The 15,684-nt window shown below is 71.8% G+C and carries 15 protein-coding genes; 9 read left to right on the forward strand and 6 right to left on the reverse strand.

What is annotated here, in order from left to right; all coding sequences use genetic code 11:
• Window positions 1-238 precede the first annotated feature (238 nt).
• The 3 genes from AB0O00_RS15470 to AB0O00_RS15480 are packed head-to-tail and all read right to left on the reverse strand — an operon-like array spanning window position 239 to window position 3,467.
• Window positions 239-1,315 carry a low specificity L-threonine aldolase gene (locus AB0O00_RS15470; RefSeq protein ID WP_363651957.1) on the reverse strand — a complete coding sequence of 359 codons (1,077 nt, stop codon included), beginning with the start codon at window positions 1,313-1,315 and terminating at the stop codon, window positions 239-241.
• Complete coding sequence (locus AB0O00_RS15475; RefSeq protein WP_363651959.1) at window positions 1,312-2,070, reverse strand: SDR family NAD(P)-dependent oxidoreductase; 759 nt, start codon at window positions 2,068-2,070, stop codon at window positions 1,312-1,314. The genes AB0O00_RS15470 and AB0O00_RS15475 overlap by 4 nt, the downstream gene beginning before the upstream one ends.
• Window positions 2,067-3,467, reverse strand: a complete 1,401-nt coding sequence (locus AB0O00_RS15480; RefSeq protein ID WP_363651961.1) for a DUF6421 family protein — start codon at window positions 3,465-3,467, stop codon at window positions 2,067-2,069. The genes AB0O00_RS15475 and AB0O00_RS15480 overlap by 4 nt, the downstream gene beginning before the upstream one ends.
• Window positions 3,468-3,968: 501 nt before the next feature.
• Here AB0O00_RS15480 and AB0O00_RS15485 point away from each other — a divergent pair.
• From AB0O00_RS15485 to AB0O00_RS15505, 5 genes are all read left to right on the forward strand, one after another.
• Window positions 3,969-4,880: an ABC transporter substrate-binding protein gene (locus AB0O00_RS15485; protein WP_363651963.1), complete on the forward strand. Its 912-nt coding sequence runs from the start codon at window positions 3,969-3,971 to the stop codon at window positions 4,878-4,880.
• Between the two features lie 32 nt (window positions 4,881-4,912).
• Window positions 4,913-5,803: an amino acid ABC transporter permease gene (locus tag AB0O00_RS15490; protein ID WP_363651985.1), complete on the forward strand. Its 891-nt coding sequence runs from the start codon at window positions 4,913-4,915 to the stop codon at window positions 5,801-5,803.
• On the forward strand, window positions 5,800-6,576 hold the full coding sequence (locus AB0O00_RS15495; protein ID WP_363651965.1) for an amino acid ABC transporter ATP-binding protein: 777 nt from the start codon (window positions 5,800-5,802) through the stop codon (window positions 6,574-6,576). The genes AB0O00_RS15490 and AB0O00_RS15495 overlap by 4 nt, the downstream gene beginning before the upstream one ends.
• Window positions 6,577-6,868: 292 nt before the next feature.
• Window positions 6,869-7,471, forward strand: a complete 603-nt coding sequence (locus tag AB0O00_RS15500) for a DUF5134 domain-containing protein (protein ID WP_363651967.1) — start codon at window positions 6,869-6,871, stop codon at window positions 7,469-7,471.
• Between the two features lie 140 nt (window positions 7,472-7,611).
• Window positions 7,612-8,559, forward strand: coding sequence for a M56 family metallopeptidase (locus tag AB0O00_RS15505; protein ID WP_363651969.1), 948 nt, complete (start codon window positions 7,612-7,614; stop codon window positions 8,557-8,559).
• A gap of 73 nt (window positions 8,560-8,632) precedes the next feature.
• Here AB0O00_RS15505 and AB0O00_RS15510 read toward each other — a convergent pair whose 3' ends face one another.
• On the reverse strand, window positions 8,633-9,058 hold the full coding sequence (locus tag AB0O00_RS15510; protein ID WP_363651971.1) for a MarR family transcriptional regulator: 426 nt from the start codon (window positions 9,056-9,058) through the stop codon (window positions 8,633-8,635).
• Window positions 9,059-9,144: 86 nt separating this feature from the next.
• Between AB0O00_RS15510 and AB0O00_RS15515 the strand changes: the two genes are divergently transcribed.
• A complete protein-coding gene (locus AB0O00_RS15515; protein WP_363651973.1) occupies window positions 9,145-10,662 on the forward strand; it encodes an MFS transporter in 1,518 nt (505 codons plus the stop codon).
• 273 nt (window positions 10,663-10,935) lie between these two features.
• On the forward strand, window positions 10,936-11,541 hold the full coding sequence (locus AB0O00_RS15520) for a TetR family transcriptional regulator (protein ID WP_363651975.1): 606 nt from the start codon (window positions 10,936-10,938) through the stop codon (window positions 11,539-11,541).
• Between the two features lie 136 nt (window positions 11,542-11,677).
• On the opposite strand, the gene AB0O00_RS15525 is transcribed toward AB0O00_RS15520, so the two are convergent.
• On the reverse strand, window positions 11,678-12,544 hold the full coding sequence (locus AB0O00_RS15525) for a helix-turn-helix transcriptional regulator (RefSeq protein WP_363651977.1): 867 nt from the start codon (window positions 12,542-12,544) through the stop codon (window positions 11,678-11,680).
• A gap of 418 nt (window positions 12,545-12,962) precedes the next feature.
• On the opposite strand from AB0O00_RS15525, the gene AB0O00_RS15530 reads away from it, so the two are divergent.
• Window positions 12,963-13,502 (forward strand): ATP-binding protein, encoded by a 540-nt coding sequence (locus tag AB0O00_RS15530; RefSeq protein WP_363651979.1) that lies wholly within the window; start codon window positions 12,963-12,965, stop codon window positions 13,500-13,502.
• A gap of 370 nt (window positions 13,503-13,872) precedes the next feature.
• Here AB0O00_RS15530 and AB0O00_RS15535 read toward each other — a convergent pair whose 3' ends face one another.
• Complete coding sequence (locus AB0O00_RS15535; RefSeq protein WP_363651981.1) at window positions 13,873-14,145, reverse strand: DUF397 domain-containing protein; 273 nt, start codon at window positions 14,143-14,145, stop codon at window positions 13,873-13,875.
• A 571-nt stretch (window positions 14,146-14,716) separates the two neighbouring features.
• Between AB0O00_RS15535 and AB0O00_RS15540 the strand changes: the two genes are divergently transcribed.
• Window positions 14,717-15,684: hypothetical protein (locus AB0O00_RS15540; protein ID WP_363651983.1), on the forward strand; the 968-nt coding region annotated here is incomplete at its 3' end.

Consider the following 15,684-nt stretch of genomic DNA (forward strand, 5'->3'; position numbering starts at 1 on the left):
GGACGCTTCCTTCGAGCCGCCTTCCAACGGGCCCTCCGGGCGCTTCGTTCTTTCGTGTTTCCAGCTTATCAGATGTTTTCCGCTCCGTTTTCCGGAGTTTCATTCATCGGATTTGCTTTCCGCTTTCGTTGCCCCGGTCTCCCGCGGCGACTCCGGAACTGTACGGGTCCGGGCCCGCCCCATGCAAATCGTCCCGCCCTGCTGTCGCAGGACGGGACGATCCGCTGGTGGAACGCCGTCAGGCGCGGCCCATCTCCTCGGCGATGGCCGCTGCGAAGGCGTCGATGTCCGCCTCAGTGGTGTCGAAGGCGCACATCCAGCGCACCTCGCCGGTGTGCTCGTTCCAGAAGTAGAAGCGGTAGCGCTTCTGCAGCCGCTCGCTGACCTCCCGCGGGAGGATCGCGAAGACGGCGTTCGCCTGGACCGGGCGCACGATCTCGACGCCGTCGATCTGGCGGACGGCCGCCTCCAGGCGGCTGGCCATGGCGTTGGCGTGGCCGGCGTTGCGCAGGTAGAGGTCGCCGGAGAGCAGCGCCTCGAACTGCACGGACACGAAGCGCATCTTCGACGCGAGCTGCATCGAGGTCTTGCGCAGGTACTTGATGTTGCGGACCCGCTCGGGGTTGAGCACCACGACGACCTCGCCCAGGAGCAGGCCGTTCTTCGTGCCGCCGAACGAGAGGACGTCGACGCCGACGTCCGTCGTGAAGGCGCGCATCGGCAGGCCGAGCGAGGCGGCGGCGTTGGCGAGGCGCGAGCCGTCGACGTGGACGAGCATGCCGAGCTGGTGGGCGTGCTCGGTGATCGCGCGGATCTCGTCGGCGGTGTAGAGGGTGCCGAGCTCGGTGCTCTGGGTGATCGAGACCACGAGCGGCTGCGCGCGGTGCTCGTCGCCGAAGCCCCAGGCCTGCTGGTCGAGCAGCTCGGGGGTGAGCTTGCCGTCCGGGGTCGGGACGGTGTGGAGCTTGATGCCGCCCATCTTCTCCGGGGCGCCGCCCTCGTCCACGTGAATGTGGGCGGACTCGGCGCAGACGACCGCGCCCCAGCGCGGGAGGAGCGCCTGGAGGGCGACGACGTTGGCGCCGGTGCCGTTGAAGACCGGGTAGGCCTCGGCCTTCTCGCCGAAGTGGCGGCGGAAGACGTCCTGCAGGTGGGCCGTGTAGTCGTCCTCGCCGTAGGCGACCTGGTGGCCGCCGTTGGCGAGCGCTATCGCGGCGAGGACCTCGGGGTGCACGCCGGCGTAGTTGTCGCTGGCGAAGCCGCGGACGGCGGGGTCGTGCCGCCGTACCGCGTCCGTGCGGGTTGCGTCGTTCATCGGGCTGTCAGCCACAGGTGCTGTCCGTTCAGTTCTGCTGCGGGGCGGTCCCAGAGGCCCGCCAGGTGAGTGGCGAGGTCGGCCGTGTCGGTGAAGCCGGCGAACTTCGCGTCCGGCTTCTCGGCCCGCATCTCCGGGCTGACCAGCGCCTTGATCACCAGGATGGCAGCTGCGGCGGTGGGCTCGCCGTCGGCCGAGGTGGTCTCCTTCTTGAAGGAGTCGGCCATGGCGAGGGTCCACGCCTCGGTGGCGGCCTTGGCGGCCGCGTAGGCGGCGCCGCCGGCGGTGGGCTTGTGGGCCGCGGCGGCGGAGACCATCGCGTACCGGCCGGCGGGGCTGCGGACCAGCGCGGGCTGGAAGGCCAGCGAGGTGTGCTGGAGGGTCCGCACGACGGTGTCGTGCAGGAAGTCCCAGTCGTCGAGGCGGGTGTCGAAGAACGTCTTGCTGCCGCGCCAGCCGCCGACCAGGTGGAACAGGCCGTCGACGTGGCCGTGCTCCGCCTCCAGGTGGTCCGCCCAGTCGTGGACCTCCTGCGGGTCCAGCAGGTCGATCACCTGGCCGCTGACCTTCGCTCCGCGCACCGCGACGCGGGTGGCGTCGAGGGCGGATTCGAGCCGCTGCGCGTCGATGTCGGCACCGATCACGGTGGCACCGTCGGCGGTGAGGCGGCGCAGCACGGCCTGGCCGGCCGGGCCGCTGGCTCCGGCGACGGCGATGACCTTGCCGGCCAGCGGGGCGTTGGGGGTGGTGGTCACGCGGCGGCTCCCTTGATTCCGGTGCCGGTGATGCCGGCGGTGGCGGCGATGACGCCGCCGAGCTTCTTGGACAGGGCCTCGTAGAACATGCTCAGCGGGAACTCGTCCGGGAGCACGGCGTCGCACAGCGCCTTGTTGAGGGCCTTGCCGTCGGTGATGTCGAGCGGCAGAGCGTCGGCGCCCTTCGCCCAGGTGGAGGCCGGGTGCGGGGTGAGGTAGCGGGAGACGAGCTGGTAGGCGGCGATCCAGTGGGCCGGCTTCGGCCGGTCGATGCCGTCGCGGTACAGGGTCTCGATCTCGGCGCAGAGCTCGTTGGTGACCTGCGGGGCGCGGTCCCAGTCGATGGTGAGGCGGTTGTCGCGCCAGCGCAGCGCGTCGTTCTTGTGGAGGTACGCGAAGAGCAGCTGGCCGCCCATGCCGTCGTAGTTGCGCACGCGGTCGCCGCTGACCGGGAAGCGGAACAGGCGGTCGAAGAGGATCGCGTACTGGACGTCGCGGGCGTGCTTGTTGCCCTCGGTCTCCAGCTTCACCGCCTCCTTGAAGGTGGTGAGGTCGCAGCGGAGCTCTTCGAGGCCGTACATCCAGAACGGGCTGCGCTGCTTGATCATGAAGGGGTCGAACGGCAGGTCGCCGTGGCTGTGGGTGCGGTCGTGGACGAGGTCCCACAGGACGAAGGTCTCCTGCGCGCGCTCCTGGTCCTGGAGCAGGCCCTCGGCGTCGGCCGGGATCGCCAGGCCGAGCTGCTGGACGGCGCTGGTGGTGACGGCGCGGAAGCGGGCGGCCTCGCGGTCGCAGAAGATGCCGCCCCAAGTGAAACGTTCCGGCGCCTTGCGCACGGCGACCGTCTCGGGGAAGAGGACGGCGGAGTTGGTGTCGTACCCGGCCGTGAAGTCGGTGAAGGTGATCGGGACGAACATCGGGTTGTCGAAGCGGTCGCGCTCCAGGTCGGCCAGCCAGTCGGGCCACACGACGCGCAGCAGGACGGCTTCGAGGTTGCGGTTCGGGTTCCCGTTCTGCGTGTACATCGGGAAGACCACGAGGTGCTCGAGGCCGTCGACGCGCTGGTCGGCGGGCTGGAAGGCGAGCAGCGAGTCCAGGAAGTCGGGCTCCCGGTAACCGGTGTCGGCCCACTTGGCCAGGTCGGCGTCGACGGCGGCCAGGTAGGCCTCGTCGTGCGGGAAGAGCGGGGCCAGTTCGGCGACCGCGCCGCGGACGGTGGAGACCAGCGGATCGACCGTGTGCCGCTGGACGGCGGACAGGTCGATCGAGCCGTCCTTGGACTGCAGCGGGCGCAGGGTCTCGACGGCCTCCTTCAGGCGCAGCCACGCCGGGTGGCCGGCGAGGGTCGAGACCGGGGCGTCGGCCGCCACAGCGAGCCTTGGCGAAAGATTCTGCATCGTGGACTCACTTCGACAGGAGGTTTTCGATGGAGACACCATAGATACGAAAGGTTCTCCTGTTCAAGGGGGCTCTGATCGGAGAACCTGCGGCGGCGGGGGTCCGGGGGCGCTGCGGGCGGGATGTCCGGCATGTGGACGTCGCGGTGGAACTCCTGGACAGGGGAGCCGTCGGGATGCGAATCTCCCGCCATGCTCCCGGCGGTGATCACGATGACCGAGCGTCACGACGGCGTGTTCCGGGTGCCCTCTCGTTGTCACGCCTGCCTTGGCACGCGCGGCCGTTGCTGTCGCCGCCGCCGCTGTCGTTGATCCGCCGATCCGCTCGCTCGCCGATCCGCCGATCAGGCTCGGGGGGCGCCGCGGACGCGGGCCCGTACGCCGACCATGCCGCGTGTGTTCCGGCGCCGCCACCGGGGGGAAGTGATCCGCCGGGTCCGCGGCCGCCTCCGGCTTCCGCCTCTCCTGTCCTGCCCGGCCTTCCTTCCCTGGAGCCCTGCCATGACCGACTTCCGTCTTCGCCCTAGCGGCCGCAAGTCCGCCGCCCTTCCCGTCGCCACGCTGCTGGCGGCCGCCGCCGCGCTGACCGCGTGCGCGCCGCAGGACGCCAAGACCGACGGGGCCGCGGCCTCGGGCGCGTCGGGCACGGCCGGCACGGCGGCCGGCTGCGCGCCCGGGGCACTGGCGACCCGGACGGCGGGCACACTGACGATCGGCACCGACAAGCCCGCGTACGACCCGTGGTTCTCGGAGGACAAGCCGGAGAACGGCAAGGGCTTCGAGTCGGCGGTCGCCTACGCGGTGGCCGACCGGCTCGGCTACCCGAAGGAGAAGGTGACCTGGGTGGTGGCACCGTTCAACAAGGCCACCTCGCCCGGGCCGAAGGACTTCGACTTCGACATCAACCAGGTCTCGATCAGCACCGAGCGCAAGCAGGCGGTGGACTTCTCCTCCGGCTACTACGACGTCCGCCAGGCCGTCATCGCGCTCAAGAACTCCAAGGCCGCGGGCGCGAAGAGCATCGCCGATCTCAAGGGTGCCAAGCTCGGCGCGCAGGTCGGCACGACCAGCCTCGACACCATCACCAACACCATCAAGCCGAGCACCCAGCCGGCCGTCTTCGACTCCAACGACCTGGCCAAGGCCGCACTGAAGAACGGCCAGGTCGAGGCGCTCGTGGTGGACCTGCCGACGGCCTTCTACATCACCGGCGCCGAGGTGCCGGAGGCCCAGGTGGTGGGGCAGTTCGAGGGCGCGTCACAGGGCGAGCAGTTCGGGCTGGTGCTGGACAAGGGCTCCGTGCTCACCGGTTGCGTGTCGCAGGCCGTCGACGCGCTGCGGGCGGACGGGGCGCTCGCGAAGCTGGAGAAGCAGTGGCTGTCCGACGCGGTCTCGGCTCCGGTGCTGAAGTGAGCAGCGGCGCCGACGTGAGCGGCCGTGCCGACGTGAGCGGCGGTGCCGACGTGGGGGGCGAGGGCGCGGGTGGCGACGGCTACCGGCCGTCCGAGCGCCGGCTCGCGCACGAGGCCTACCGCCGCGCGCGGACCCGGCGTTCGGCGCTGATCGCGGGCGCGTCGACCCTGGTGACGGCCGTCGTCCTGTACCTGCTCATCGTCAACTCCCCCGGCTGGGAGGTGACTCGACGGACCTTCTTCAACTTCGACTACGCCCGTCAGGCACTTCCCCAGGTGCTGACGGGGCTTCGGCTCAACCTGGAGCTCATGCTCGGCTGCGGCGCGCTGATCCTGGTGTTCGGCCTGCTGCTGGCGGTGCTCCGGACCCTGCGCGGTCCGGTGTTCCTGCCGGTGCGGATGCTGGCCACCGCGTACGTGGACTTCTTCCTCGGGCTGCCGATGATCATCTGCCTGCTGGTGATGATCACCGGGGTGCCGGCGCTGCGCCTCACCGGGGTCACCAGCGATCCGCTGCTGCTCGGCGGGGCCGCGCTGGTGCTGACGTACTCGGCGTACGTGTCCGAGGTGTTCCGCGCGGGGATCGAGTCGGTGCACCCGAGCCAGCGGGCCGCGGCGCGCTCGCTCGGGCTCACCAACGCGCAGGCCATGCGGTACGTCGTGCTGCCGCAGGCGGTGCGGCGGGTGGTGCCGCCGCTGATCAACAACCTGGTCAGCCTGCAGAAGGACACCGGGCTCGTCTCGATCGGCGGGGCGATCGACGCCGTCTACGCGGCGAAGATCATCGCGTCCCGGTCGTTCAACTACACGCCGTACCTGGTCGCGGGGCTGGTGTTCATCGTGCTGACCATTCCGCTCACGCGGTTCGCCGACTGGCTGACCGCGCGCATGAACCGTCGGCAGGTCCAGGGAGGTGCGGTGTGAGCGGGAACGCGGTGACGGCCGGAGCGGACGTGCTGCGGCTGGAGTCCGTACGCAAGACCTTCGGCGCCCAGGTGGTGCTGCGCGATGTGGACCTCGCCGTGCCCGAGCACTCGGTGACGGCGCTGATCGGGGCGTCCGGCTCGGGCAAGTCCACGCTGATGCGCTGCGTCAACCTGCTGGAGGGGATCGACGACGGCGCGATCTTCCTGGACGGCAAGGAGATCACCGACCCGCGGGCGGACGAGGACGCCGTCCGGCGCCGGATCGGTGTCGTGTTCCAGGCGTACAACCTGTTCCCGCACATGACGGTGCTGGAGAACATCACGCTCGCGCCGCGCCGGGTGCACGGGCTCGGACGGGCCGAGGCGGAGGCCAAGGCGCTGGAGCTGCTGGAGCGGCTCGGGCTGGCGGCCAAGGCGAAGGAGTACCCGGACCGGCTCTCCGGCGGGCAGCAGCAGCGCGTCGCCATCGTGCGGGCGCTGGCCACCGGGCCTCGGCTGCTCCTCCTTGACGAGATCACGGCGGCGCTCGACCCGGTGCTGGTCGGGGAGGTGCTGTCGGTGGTGCGCGATCTGAAGGAGCAGGGCATGACGATGGTCCTGTCGACGCACGAGATGGGGTTCGCGCGCGAGGTGGCCGACCGGGTCTGCTTCCTGGACGGCGGGGTGGTACTCGAACAGGGGCCGCCGGAGCAGGTGTTCGGCGATCCGCAGGAGGAGCGGACCCGGCGGTTCCTCACCCGGATCGTCGCCTCGGGGCGGCTCCAGGGCTGAGGCAGGGCGGGCGGGGAGGCGGGTCGGGCGAGGGGCGGGTCCAGCGGGGGGCGGCCGAGGCAGGCATGGGGGCGCTTGTGGGGACGCACTCCGGTGGCCACCACCGTGCGCCCCTGCACGCGCCCTGGCCGCCCAGGAGTGGCAGCGGTGATCGTGGACGGGACGAACGCCGCAGAGTGCGGGTGGCGGCGAACAGCTGACAGGTTTCAGATAACAGATTTCGTTATCTGTTATCTGAAACCTGTCAGCTGTTCGCTGTTCGCCGTCCTCCCGTCGCCCCAGGAGGCCGCCGTTGCACGGACCCACCCTGGTCAACTGGCTCCTCGCCCTCCTCACCGCCGCCGCCGGGGCCTACTGCCTCACCCGGCTCCGGCACTCCCCCAACCCCCTCGACTCGCCCGACGCCCCGCACGCCACGTGCGCCGCAGCCGCCGGCCACCAAGCGGGCGCCCACCCGTTGCTCGCCCGTGAAGCCGACGCCGCCGAGGCGCTGATGGGGCTCGGCATGGCCGGAATGGCCGTCGCCGGCGCCGCCGTCCCGGCACCCGTCTGGGCCTGGCTGTTCGGCGTCCCCGCGGCCGGCTTCCTTGTCGCCGCCGTCAGCGCCCCGGCCCGCCGCGGACACCGCCTGCACCACGCGGTCGGCGGCCTCGCCATGACGTACACGGCGCTCGCCATGACCGCCTCCCCCGGCCATCACCACCACACCGCGAACGCCGGCGCCCCGCTGCTCACCGGTGCACTGCTCGTCTACTTCGGCGCCTACTCGCTCTGGGCCGGCACCCGGCTCCTGCACACCCCCGGCGGAAGCGTCACCGTCGGCACGGCAGGCCTGCCGCAGGCCTGCCGGCTCACCATGGGCATCGGGATGTTCGCGATGCTCCTGACCATGTGACCGCGCCCGGGACCAAGGTCCTCCGGGCCGCGTGGCGTTGGTCACTGGCCGGGCGAAAGCCGTTCCACCGGGCCTCGCCAGCGCATAGGTTGGCGAGGAGCGCTTCGTCGCGCTCCGTGCGTACTCGGGGAGCCCATGCGATGACTGCCCTGATCGGCCTGCTGCTGCTCGGCGTGCTGCTCTCGACCGCCGTGCCCCGGCTGCTCGCCCGGGCCCGCTGGGTGGAGCGCGAACCGGTGCTGGCGCTGCTGGTGTGGCAGTGCCTGGTCGTGGCCGTCCTGCTGTGCTGCGTGCTGAGCCTGGTGCTGGCCGCCTCCGCCGCGCTGCCCGAACTGCGCGCGCTGGTGTTCGCGGGCGCGCCGCACGGGGTGGAGGCCGCGTACGGGCTCCAGGACGCCGAGGGCTGGGGCCGGCTCTGTGCCGCGGTGCTCGCCGCGGGCGGGGTGCAGACGGTGCTGGCGGTCACCCGCGAGGTCCGCGCGGCGAAGGCGCTGCGCGATCACCGTCACGCCCAACTCTCCCACCGTGCTCCCGAGTTGCCGGAGGCGATCGCGGCCGCCCGCAGCCGCCGGGAGCGCCTGGTGGTGCTGGAGAACGTCCGCCCGGAGGCCTGGTCGCTGCCCGGCCCGAACTCCCGCCTGGTGGTGACGACGGGAGCCCTCCAGCAGCTGACCGCACGGGAGTTGGCGGCCGTGCTGAGCCACGAGCGCGGCCACGTCCGGGCCCGGCACGACTGGCTGGCACAGGCCGCCCAGGCCCTCGCGTCCGGCTTCCCCGGCGTCCGGGTGTTCAGCACCTTCCGGGACCAGGTCGGCGAGCTGGTCGAGCTGGCCGCCGACGACCGCGCGGCCCGCCGGCACGGGCGGCACACGACCGCCCTCGCGCTGGCCGAACTCAACCTGGGCCGTGGGGTTTTCGGCTCCTGCCCGCCCGGTCTGGCGCAGTCCCCGAAGCGGGTGGACCGGCTGCTCGCGGGCCGCCCGCGGCTGTCCGTGCCGCACCGGTTCCGGCTCACCGTCGCGGCGCTCGCCGCCCCCGTGGCCGTCGTGCTGCTGGCCGCCGCGCCGGGGCTCGTCTCGCAGTTCTAGCGCCTTCGATCCGCTCCGGAAGACTCCTGACCCAAGAAACCCCTGACCAAAAACCCCTGACCAACCGTCAGGATCACGCCCCACAAAGGCCGGTGGCCTCGCCGCCGAGCGTTCGGGCGAGCACGTCGCGGTGGAGTGGCCGGGCCTGCCGGTAGCGCTCGCGCCCCTCGTCCGTGAGGACGATCAGGATGCCGCGCCGGTCGTCCACGCACATCTCGCGCGCCACCAGGCCCGCCTTCTCCAGCCGGCCGATCAGCCGGGACAGCGCACTCTGGCTCAGGTGGACGACGTCGGCGAGTTCCTGGACCCGGAGCCGGTGGCTGCGGTCCACCGAGCAGCCCTCGACCAGGCGCTCCAGCACCTCGAACTCGCTCATCCCGAGCCCGAGCTTCTCGCCCAGCTCGCGGTCGAGCGCGCAGGCGGTCTCGGCGTGCCGGGCCAGCAGTTCGCGCCACTGCGCGACGAGACCGGCCTCCGCCGGGGAGTCGAGTTCAGCCACAGCGCCAGCGTACCACCGCCGACGCAACTTATGCGGCTACATTTTATTCGATTGCATTGATTGCACGTGCATGTAATCTCCTCCCCATGACCACCGCGACCATCACGTCACCCGACGCACCGTCAACCGGCGGACAGGCCTGGAACTCCCGCCTCTGGGGCACCCTGTTCGTCCTCTGCGCCGCGATCTTCCTGGACGCCCTGGACGTCTCCATGGTGGGCGTGGCCCTCCCGTCCATCGGCTCCGAGCTCCACCTCTCCACCTCGACCCTGCAATGGGTGGTCTCCGGCTACGTGCTCGGTTACGGCGGCCTGCTGCTCCTCGGCGGACGGGCGGCCGACCTGCTCGGGCGCCGCCGCGTGTTCCTGGTCGCGCTGGGCGTCTTCGGCGCCGCCTCCCTGCTGGGCGGACTGGTCGACGACGGCGGGCTGCTGATCGCCGCCCGCTTCCTCAAGGGCGCCGCCGCCGCGTTCACCGCCCCGGCCGGCCTGTCGATCATCACCACGACCTTCTCCGAGGGCCCCGCCCGCAACCGGGCCCTGTCCATCTACACCACCTGCGCCGCCAGCGGCTTCTCGCTCGGCCTGGTGCTCAGCGGCCTGCTCACCTCGGTCGGCTGGCGCTGGACGTTCCTGATGCCCGTCCCCGTCGCGCTGACCGCCCTGCTCTTCGCCCTCCGCCTACTCCCCCGCCCCGTCGAGGAGCGCGCGAAGGGCGGTTACGACGTCCTCGGCGCGATCACCGGCACGCTCACCGTCCTGCTGCTCGTGTTCACCGTCACCGAGGCGCAGGGCGCGGGCTGGCTCAGCCTGCGCACGGTCGGCTCGTTCGCCGTGGTGGCCGCCCTGGCGGCCGCGTTCCTGGTGATCGAGAGCCGCGCCGCCCACCCGCTGGTCCGGCTCGGCATCTTCCGCAACGGCGCGGTCGCCCGGGCCAACGTGATCGCCTTCACGATGACCGGTGCGTACGGCGGCTTCCAGTTCATCGTGACGCTCTACCTCCAGCACCTGCTCGGCTGGTCGGCCCTGGAGATGGCGCTCGGACTGCTGCCCGCCGGCGCGTTCATCGCCCTGTCCGCGCCGTTCATGGGCCCGATCGTGGACCGCTTCGGCACCGGCCGGCTGCTGCCCATCGGCGTGCTGTCGCTGACCGCAGCGTTCGCGCTCTTCCTGCGGCTGGACGAGCACAGCTCCTACCCGGCGCTGGTGCTGCCGTCGATGCTGCTGCTCGGCGTCGGCTTCGCGCTCGCCTTCCCCTCGGTGAACATCGCCGCCACCGACGGCGTCGCCGACGAGGAGCAGGGCCTGGCCTCGGGCCTGGTCAACACGGCGATCCAGGTCGGCACCGCCGTGGTGCTCGCCGGGGCGACCGCGATGATCACCGCCGGGAGCGCCGGCGGCGACAGCCCGCAGGCGCAGCTGGACGGCTACCGGCCGGCGCTGCTGTTCGTCACGGCGGTCGCACTGCTCGGCTTCCTGATCGCCCTCGTGGGCGCGCTGCTGGAGCGGCGCCGGAAGTCAACTCCCGTGTCTGTTCCGGATTATGAGTACACGTCACGGACGTCCGAGCCGGCGGACCGGGCGGAGATCCTGGCCGAGCGCTGACCGCCGCCCTGCGTTCGGTGCCGTAACAGACCGACTGCGCCGAACCGACGCGGACGTCCGCCCCCTGGGCAATGCCGCCGGCTCCACCAAACCCCCGTGTTGGTGGAGCCGGCCGTCTTCGTACCGGCCTTCTCCCGTACGGGCCGCCCGCGCGCCGCCGTCATGGCGGTACCACGGAGATCGGCTGCCGGCTCCCCCAGTATATTGGCCCGGAGCCAACGAACGTTCGGAGCAGTCACGATGGCACCCCGCGGGGATTCGGTCAATGAGGAAATGCGCCAGCGGTCGCGCCGGCGCATCATGCTGGCCACCGTCGAACTGGTCGACCAGCACGGATACGCCGGGACCACGCTGAGCGACATCGCCGAGCGCGCCGGACTCGCGCGCGGGCTGCTCTCGTACTACTTCGACGGCAAACGGCTGCTCATGCAGTCGGCGACGCACCGGATGATGCACCAGTCGCTCAGCAGCGCCCTGGCCGAACTCGCCCCGGACGCAACGGCCGAGGCCCGGCTGGCCCGCGCCATCGACGCCGTCCTCGGCCTCGCCCTCGACCACCCGCGGGTCATGCGCTCCCACCTGGCACTGATCCTCGACCCGGACACCGGCACCTTCGTCCAGGACCCGGAGCAGCAGCAACTCGGCGCGATCCTCCAGGGGCTGCTGCGGGAATGGGGCGCGCCGGATCCGGTCGCCGAGCACGCGGTGCTGCGCAGCGCGCTCATGGGCGGGTGCATCGGCGTCCTGCTGCCGGGCGCGGAGGTGCCGCTTGCGCCGATCCGGGCCGACCTGTTCCGGCGCTACGACCTGGCGTGGGAGCTGGGCCGCCCGCCGCAGCCGCTGCCGCCGGAACGCGAACGGCCGCCGGCCCGCAGCTGACGGACGGCGGCGCGGACTCCGGGGCCACGAGCACTCCCCCGCCGACCGATTCAGGCGGCCGGTTCGGGCGGCGCGTCACTACCGCCCCCGGCCCGGCCGTTCGGGCCCGGACTTCCAGGCTCCACCGGGCAGGGACTCAGCGTTCCTTCAGGATCGAGGCGAGCAAGTCTATGGTGCGCTCGGGCGTGAGGCTGTCCACGCAGAGCCGCTCCATGACCTGGATGTAGGCGTCCACGTCGTCCCGCTTGTCGAGGTAGAGCGCGCTGGTGAGCTGCTCCAGGTAGACGACGTCGGCGAGGTCCTGCTCCGGGAAGCGCAGGATCGTGAACGCACCGGACTCGCCCGCGTGCGCGCCGAAGCGGAACGGCATGACCTGGATGACGACGTTGGCCTGCTCGGCGACGTCGATCAGGTACTGGACCTGGCCGCGCATCACCTTGGGCCCGCCGACCGGACGGCGCAGCGCGGCCTCGTCGATGACGGCCCACAGGCGCGGGTTGTTGCCCTCGGTCAGCAGCTTCTGGCGGCGCAGGCGGAGGCTGACCCGCCGTTCGATCTCCTCCTCGCTGATGACCGGCCGACTCTGGCCGAAAACCGCCCGCGCGTACTCCTCGGACTGCAGCAGTCCTGGGATGAACTGCACTTCGTACGTGCGGATCAGCTGCGCGGCCTCCTCGAGGCCGACGTAGGTCTGGAACCAGCCCGGCAGGACGTCGTTGAAGCTGTGCCACCAGCCGGACTTGTTGGCCTCGCGGACCAGGCCGAGCAGGGCCTCCCGCTCCAGGCCGTCGTCCACGCCGTAGAGGCTGAGCAGGTCGGCGACGTCGCGTTCCTTGAAGCTGACCCGGCCGAGCTCCATGCGGCTGATCTTGGACTCGGAGGCGCGGATCGCGTAGCCGGCGTCCTCGCGCGTGATGCCGCGCGCCTCGCGCAGGCGCCGGAGCTGCGAGCCGAGGAGGATCCGGCGGACCATCGAGCCGCCGCCCGGCTGAACTGTGGTCATGCGGTCGAAACCTCCACCTAGGGCAAACAGCGCACAGTCTGCCATCAGTTGAGCGCTCACGGTGCCGATACTGACGGATGTTCCTATCAGTTCTGCACTCCACACACCAGGATGCACGTGCATCCGGCGCTTGCATATGCCAATAGTGCGACTGCACGTGAATCGACTCTTGCATCTGCAGTGAGCGCAGAGGACCATGGTGCACGTGCACCTGCACATCCCTGGCAATCCCGCGGGCTCCGCGTCGACCCCACGCGCGACTCCGTGCACCAGCCCGGCAGCGTCCCCCGCGCCACCGGGCCTTTGTGTGCGCGCGCGCCTGGTCGAGGAGGGGGCCGTGCGGCCGAGCGAGTCGGAGGTGACCGGCATGACCCCGGCGGGTCCAGCCGTGTCCGCCCCCTTATGGGAGGAGCTCTTCATGGGCACCGGTACGGCTTTGGCGGTTGACCCCCATGTGGTCACCTGTACGCTCGCTCCTCGCTTCGAAGCCGTAAGAACCGCGCGCGACTTCGCCCGGACCGCCCTGCAGCGCTGGGGGCTGATGGAGCTGTTCGACGACGTCGCCCTCGTCGCGTCGGAACTCGTGACCAACGCGCTGCGGCATGCGATCGGCGCACGGCCCGACCCGATGGGCGGCGCCCTGGGCGAGTACGACTTTCCCACACCGCCCAGCGCGGACGGCAGGCTGCCGATCCGAATAAGCCTCGTGCACCGTGCGCCCCAGATCGTCTGCGCCGTCAGCGACCCGAGCAGCACCGGCCCGGTCGCCAGGGAGGCGGACTTCGTGGCCGAATCCGGGCGCGGGCTGCACCTGGTGGACTCGTTCAGCCACTCCTGGGGCTGGCACCCGCTGGGCGGCGGCAAGGTCGTCTGGGCGCTCTTCGAGGCCGAGGCGTTCGAGGCCGGACCGCAAGCGGCGAGCCGCGAACTCGGTGGCCGGCACCGGCGCTCCGCCTAGCGGCGGACGGGCACGCACCCCCGCAGCGCGGGCACGCGTCCCCGGATCGATGGACACCCCGGGAGGACCGGAACCCCGGGAAGAAGCGCCGGCCCAGCACGGCCGGGCTCGCGCCGCAGACCCCCAGGACCCCCGCAGCGGGCCCGCGACGGCCGGTGCGGCACCGACGGCGGAGACACTTGCGGCGGAACACGCGCGGACGCCCGTAACGGAACCGGCGGAGAAACGCGCACAGAAGCCCGCGGAGCGGCGGCCCGCGCAGAAGCCCGCGGAGAAGACAAAGGCCGTCGTGGTGTCAGCACCCACGACGGCCCCCCGATGGCTCCGGTCACGGAGCGGTGGCCGGACGGACGGACGGCCGGGCGGACGGTCAGGCGGACAGGTGGTCGAACTCCCCGTCCTTGACCCCCAGCAGCAGCGCGGCGATCTCGGCCCGCGTGTAGATGAGCGCCGGACCGTCCGGGAAGCGCGAGTTGCGCATCGCCACGTCGCCCCCCGGCAGCGCGGCGAACTCGACGCAGTTGCCCTGGGAGTTGCTGTGCAGGCTCTTCTGCCAGACCACTCCCTCCAGCTCGGTGGCGGCCATCCCGTTGTAGGGACCGTACGAGCCGCCCAGGTCCTGCGAGTCGTGCGAGTCGTGCATAGAAGTCTCCCGAAGAGCCCCGGAGTTGTGGTCCAGCGCGGCGCTCCCGGCACCCGCCGAACGAACGGGCCGGCCCCGTACCAGCCCGGCACAACGCCTCACTTGACGCGATGATAGCCGCTGTGCACGTGCATCAGCACGAGACATTGCAGGTGCACGCGGCCTTTCACCGACCGACCTGAACTCTTCACGGACCCTTCTCCTGACGGTACGTAAACGGACATAGCCGATCGAACCAGCCGGTCCCCGATAACCGGCCGTGAGCGACCCCCCGCTGAATGTTGATCTTCGAAAGCCGGGAGTCGCGTCCTCGTGACGCTCCGTCAGATCATCTGTCCACTGTGAGACATCTCACGCGCCACGGGTGCAACGTGACGCCCCACCGGCCACGTCTCCAGGAGATACCGGCGGACGCGCGGGGGTTGGGGCAGGTATGTCCGGAATGACAGCTAATGACCGCTCATCGACCCGCGCGCGAGAGCCCCTCGCGCGCCGCGCACACCACGCTCGCGCGAAACCGGCACGGCAGCCGACTGCAGCCCTGACGGGCCGATGTCCTACGATCTCCGCCATGAGCACCGCAGCCATCCCGGGCGCGCCACTGCCCGTTCGCACTCCAGGCTCCCGTGCGCGGGGGCGCCACCGTCGCCCCGAGCGCCCCGAGATCCCGGCCGGATCCCCGGCCCTGGTGCTCGCCGTACCCGCGACCGCCGGGCCCGAGTCCCGCTCGGTCGTCGAGGAACTGCTCTCGATCGTCCGCAGCGAGCAGAACGGCGTCCAGACCGCGGTGGGCTACCTCCCCGGCGAGGGCACCGAGGGCGCGGACGGCACCGAGCGCAGCATCGGCGAGCTGCTGGCGGCCGCCGCCGAGGCCGGCGTCCCGGCACCGATCCTGGTGCCGCTGGTTCCCGGCCCGCACGGCTTCCTGACCGAACTCCACGCACTCGCCGCCGAGTACGGCGCCCACGTCACCGACGTGCTGGGCCCGCACCCGCTGCTCGCCGAGGCCGTCCACGTGCGCCTGTCCGAGGCCGGGCTGGCCCGCGCCGACCGCGCCCGCCTGTTCGCCATCGCGACCGCCGCCGACGGCGTCGTGCTGACCACGGTCGGCGGCGAGGACGCCGCGGCCGCCGCCGGCATCACCGGCGTGCTGCTGGCCGCCCGCCTGGCCGTCCCGGTCGTCGCCGCCGCGCTCGACGTGCCCGGCTCGGTCGCCGCGGCCGTCGCACACCTCAAGGAGACCGGTGCGCAGCGCCCCGCGCTGGCCCCGCTGGTGATCGGCCCGGAGGCGGACTCCGAGTTGCTCGCCGCGGCCGCCGAGGAGACCGGCTGCCCGTCCGCCGCGCCGCTCGGCGCCTACCAGACGGTCGGCCAGCTCATCGCATCCCTGTACATGGCCGCGCTGCCGGCGCCGTCGGCGGAGGCCCTGGAGGCCCTGGCCGCCGCGCAGGCCCAGGCCGAGGCCGAGGCGGCGGAGGCCGCCACCGAGGGCTCCCACGCGGCTCACGCGGCCGGTGGGACGGCCTCCGGGGCGGCCGG

The sequence above is a fragment of the Kitasatospora sp. NPDC093558 genome (assembly GCF_040683475.1).
Classification (GTDB): Bacteria; Actinomycetota; Actinomycetes; order Streptomycetales; family Streptomycetaceae; genus Kitasatospora.

Excerpts from the sequence above, each read along its gene's own strand:
- AB0O00_RS15535 (WP_363651981.1), bottom strand. The coding sequence starts at position 14,145 with ATGCACGACTCGCACGACTCGCAGGACCTGGGCGGCTCGTACGGTCCC.
- AB0O00_RS15480 (WP_363651961.1), bottom strand. The coding sequence starts at position 3,467 with ATGCAGAATCTTTCGCCAAGGCTCGCTGTGGCGGCCGACGCCCCGGTC.
- AB0O00_RS15485 (WP_363651963.1), top strand. The coding sequence starts at position 3,969 with ATGACCGACTTCCGTCTTCGCCCTAGCGGCCGCAAGTCCGCCGCCCTT.
- AB0O00_RS15525 (WP_363651977.1), bottom strand. The coding sequence starts at position 12,544 with ATGACCACAGTTCAGCCGGGCGGCGGCTCGATGGTCCGCCGGATCCTC.
- AB0O00_RS15470 (WP_363651957.1), bottom strand. The coding sequence starts at position 1,315 with ATGAACGACGCAACCCGCACGGACGCGGTACGGCGGCACGACCCCGCC.
- AB0O00_RS15530 (WP_363651979.1), top strand. The coding sequence starts at position 12,963 with ATGGGCACCGGTACGGCTTTGGCGGTTGACCCCCATGTGGTCACCTGT.
- AB0O00_RS15520 (WP_363651975.1), top strand. The coding sequence starts at position 10,936 with ATGCGCCAGCGGTCGCGCCGGCGCATCATGCTGGCCACCGTCGAACTG.
- AB0O00_RS15505 (WP_363651969.1), top strand. The coding sequence starts at position 7,612 with ATGACTGCCCTGATCGGCCTGCTGCTGCTCGGCGTGCTGCTCTCGACC.
- AB0O00_RS15515 (WP_363651973.1), top strand. The coding sequence starts at position 9,145 with ATGACCACCGCGACCATCACGTCACCCGACGCACCGTCAACCGGCGGA.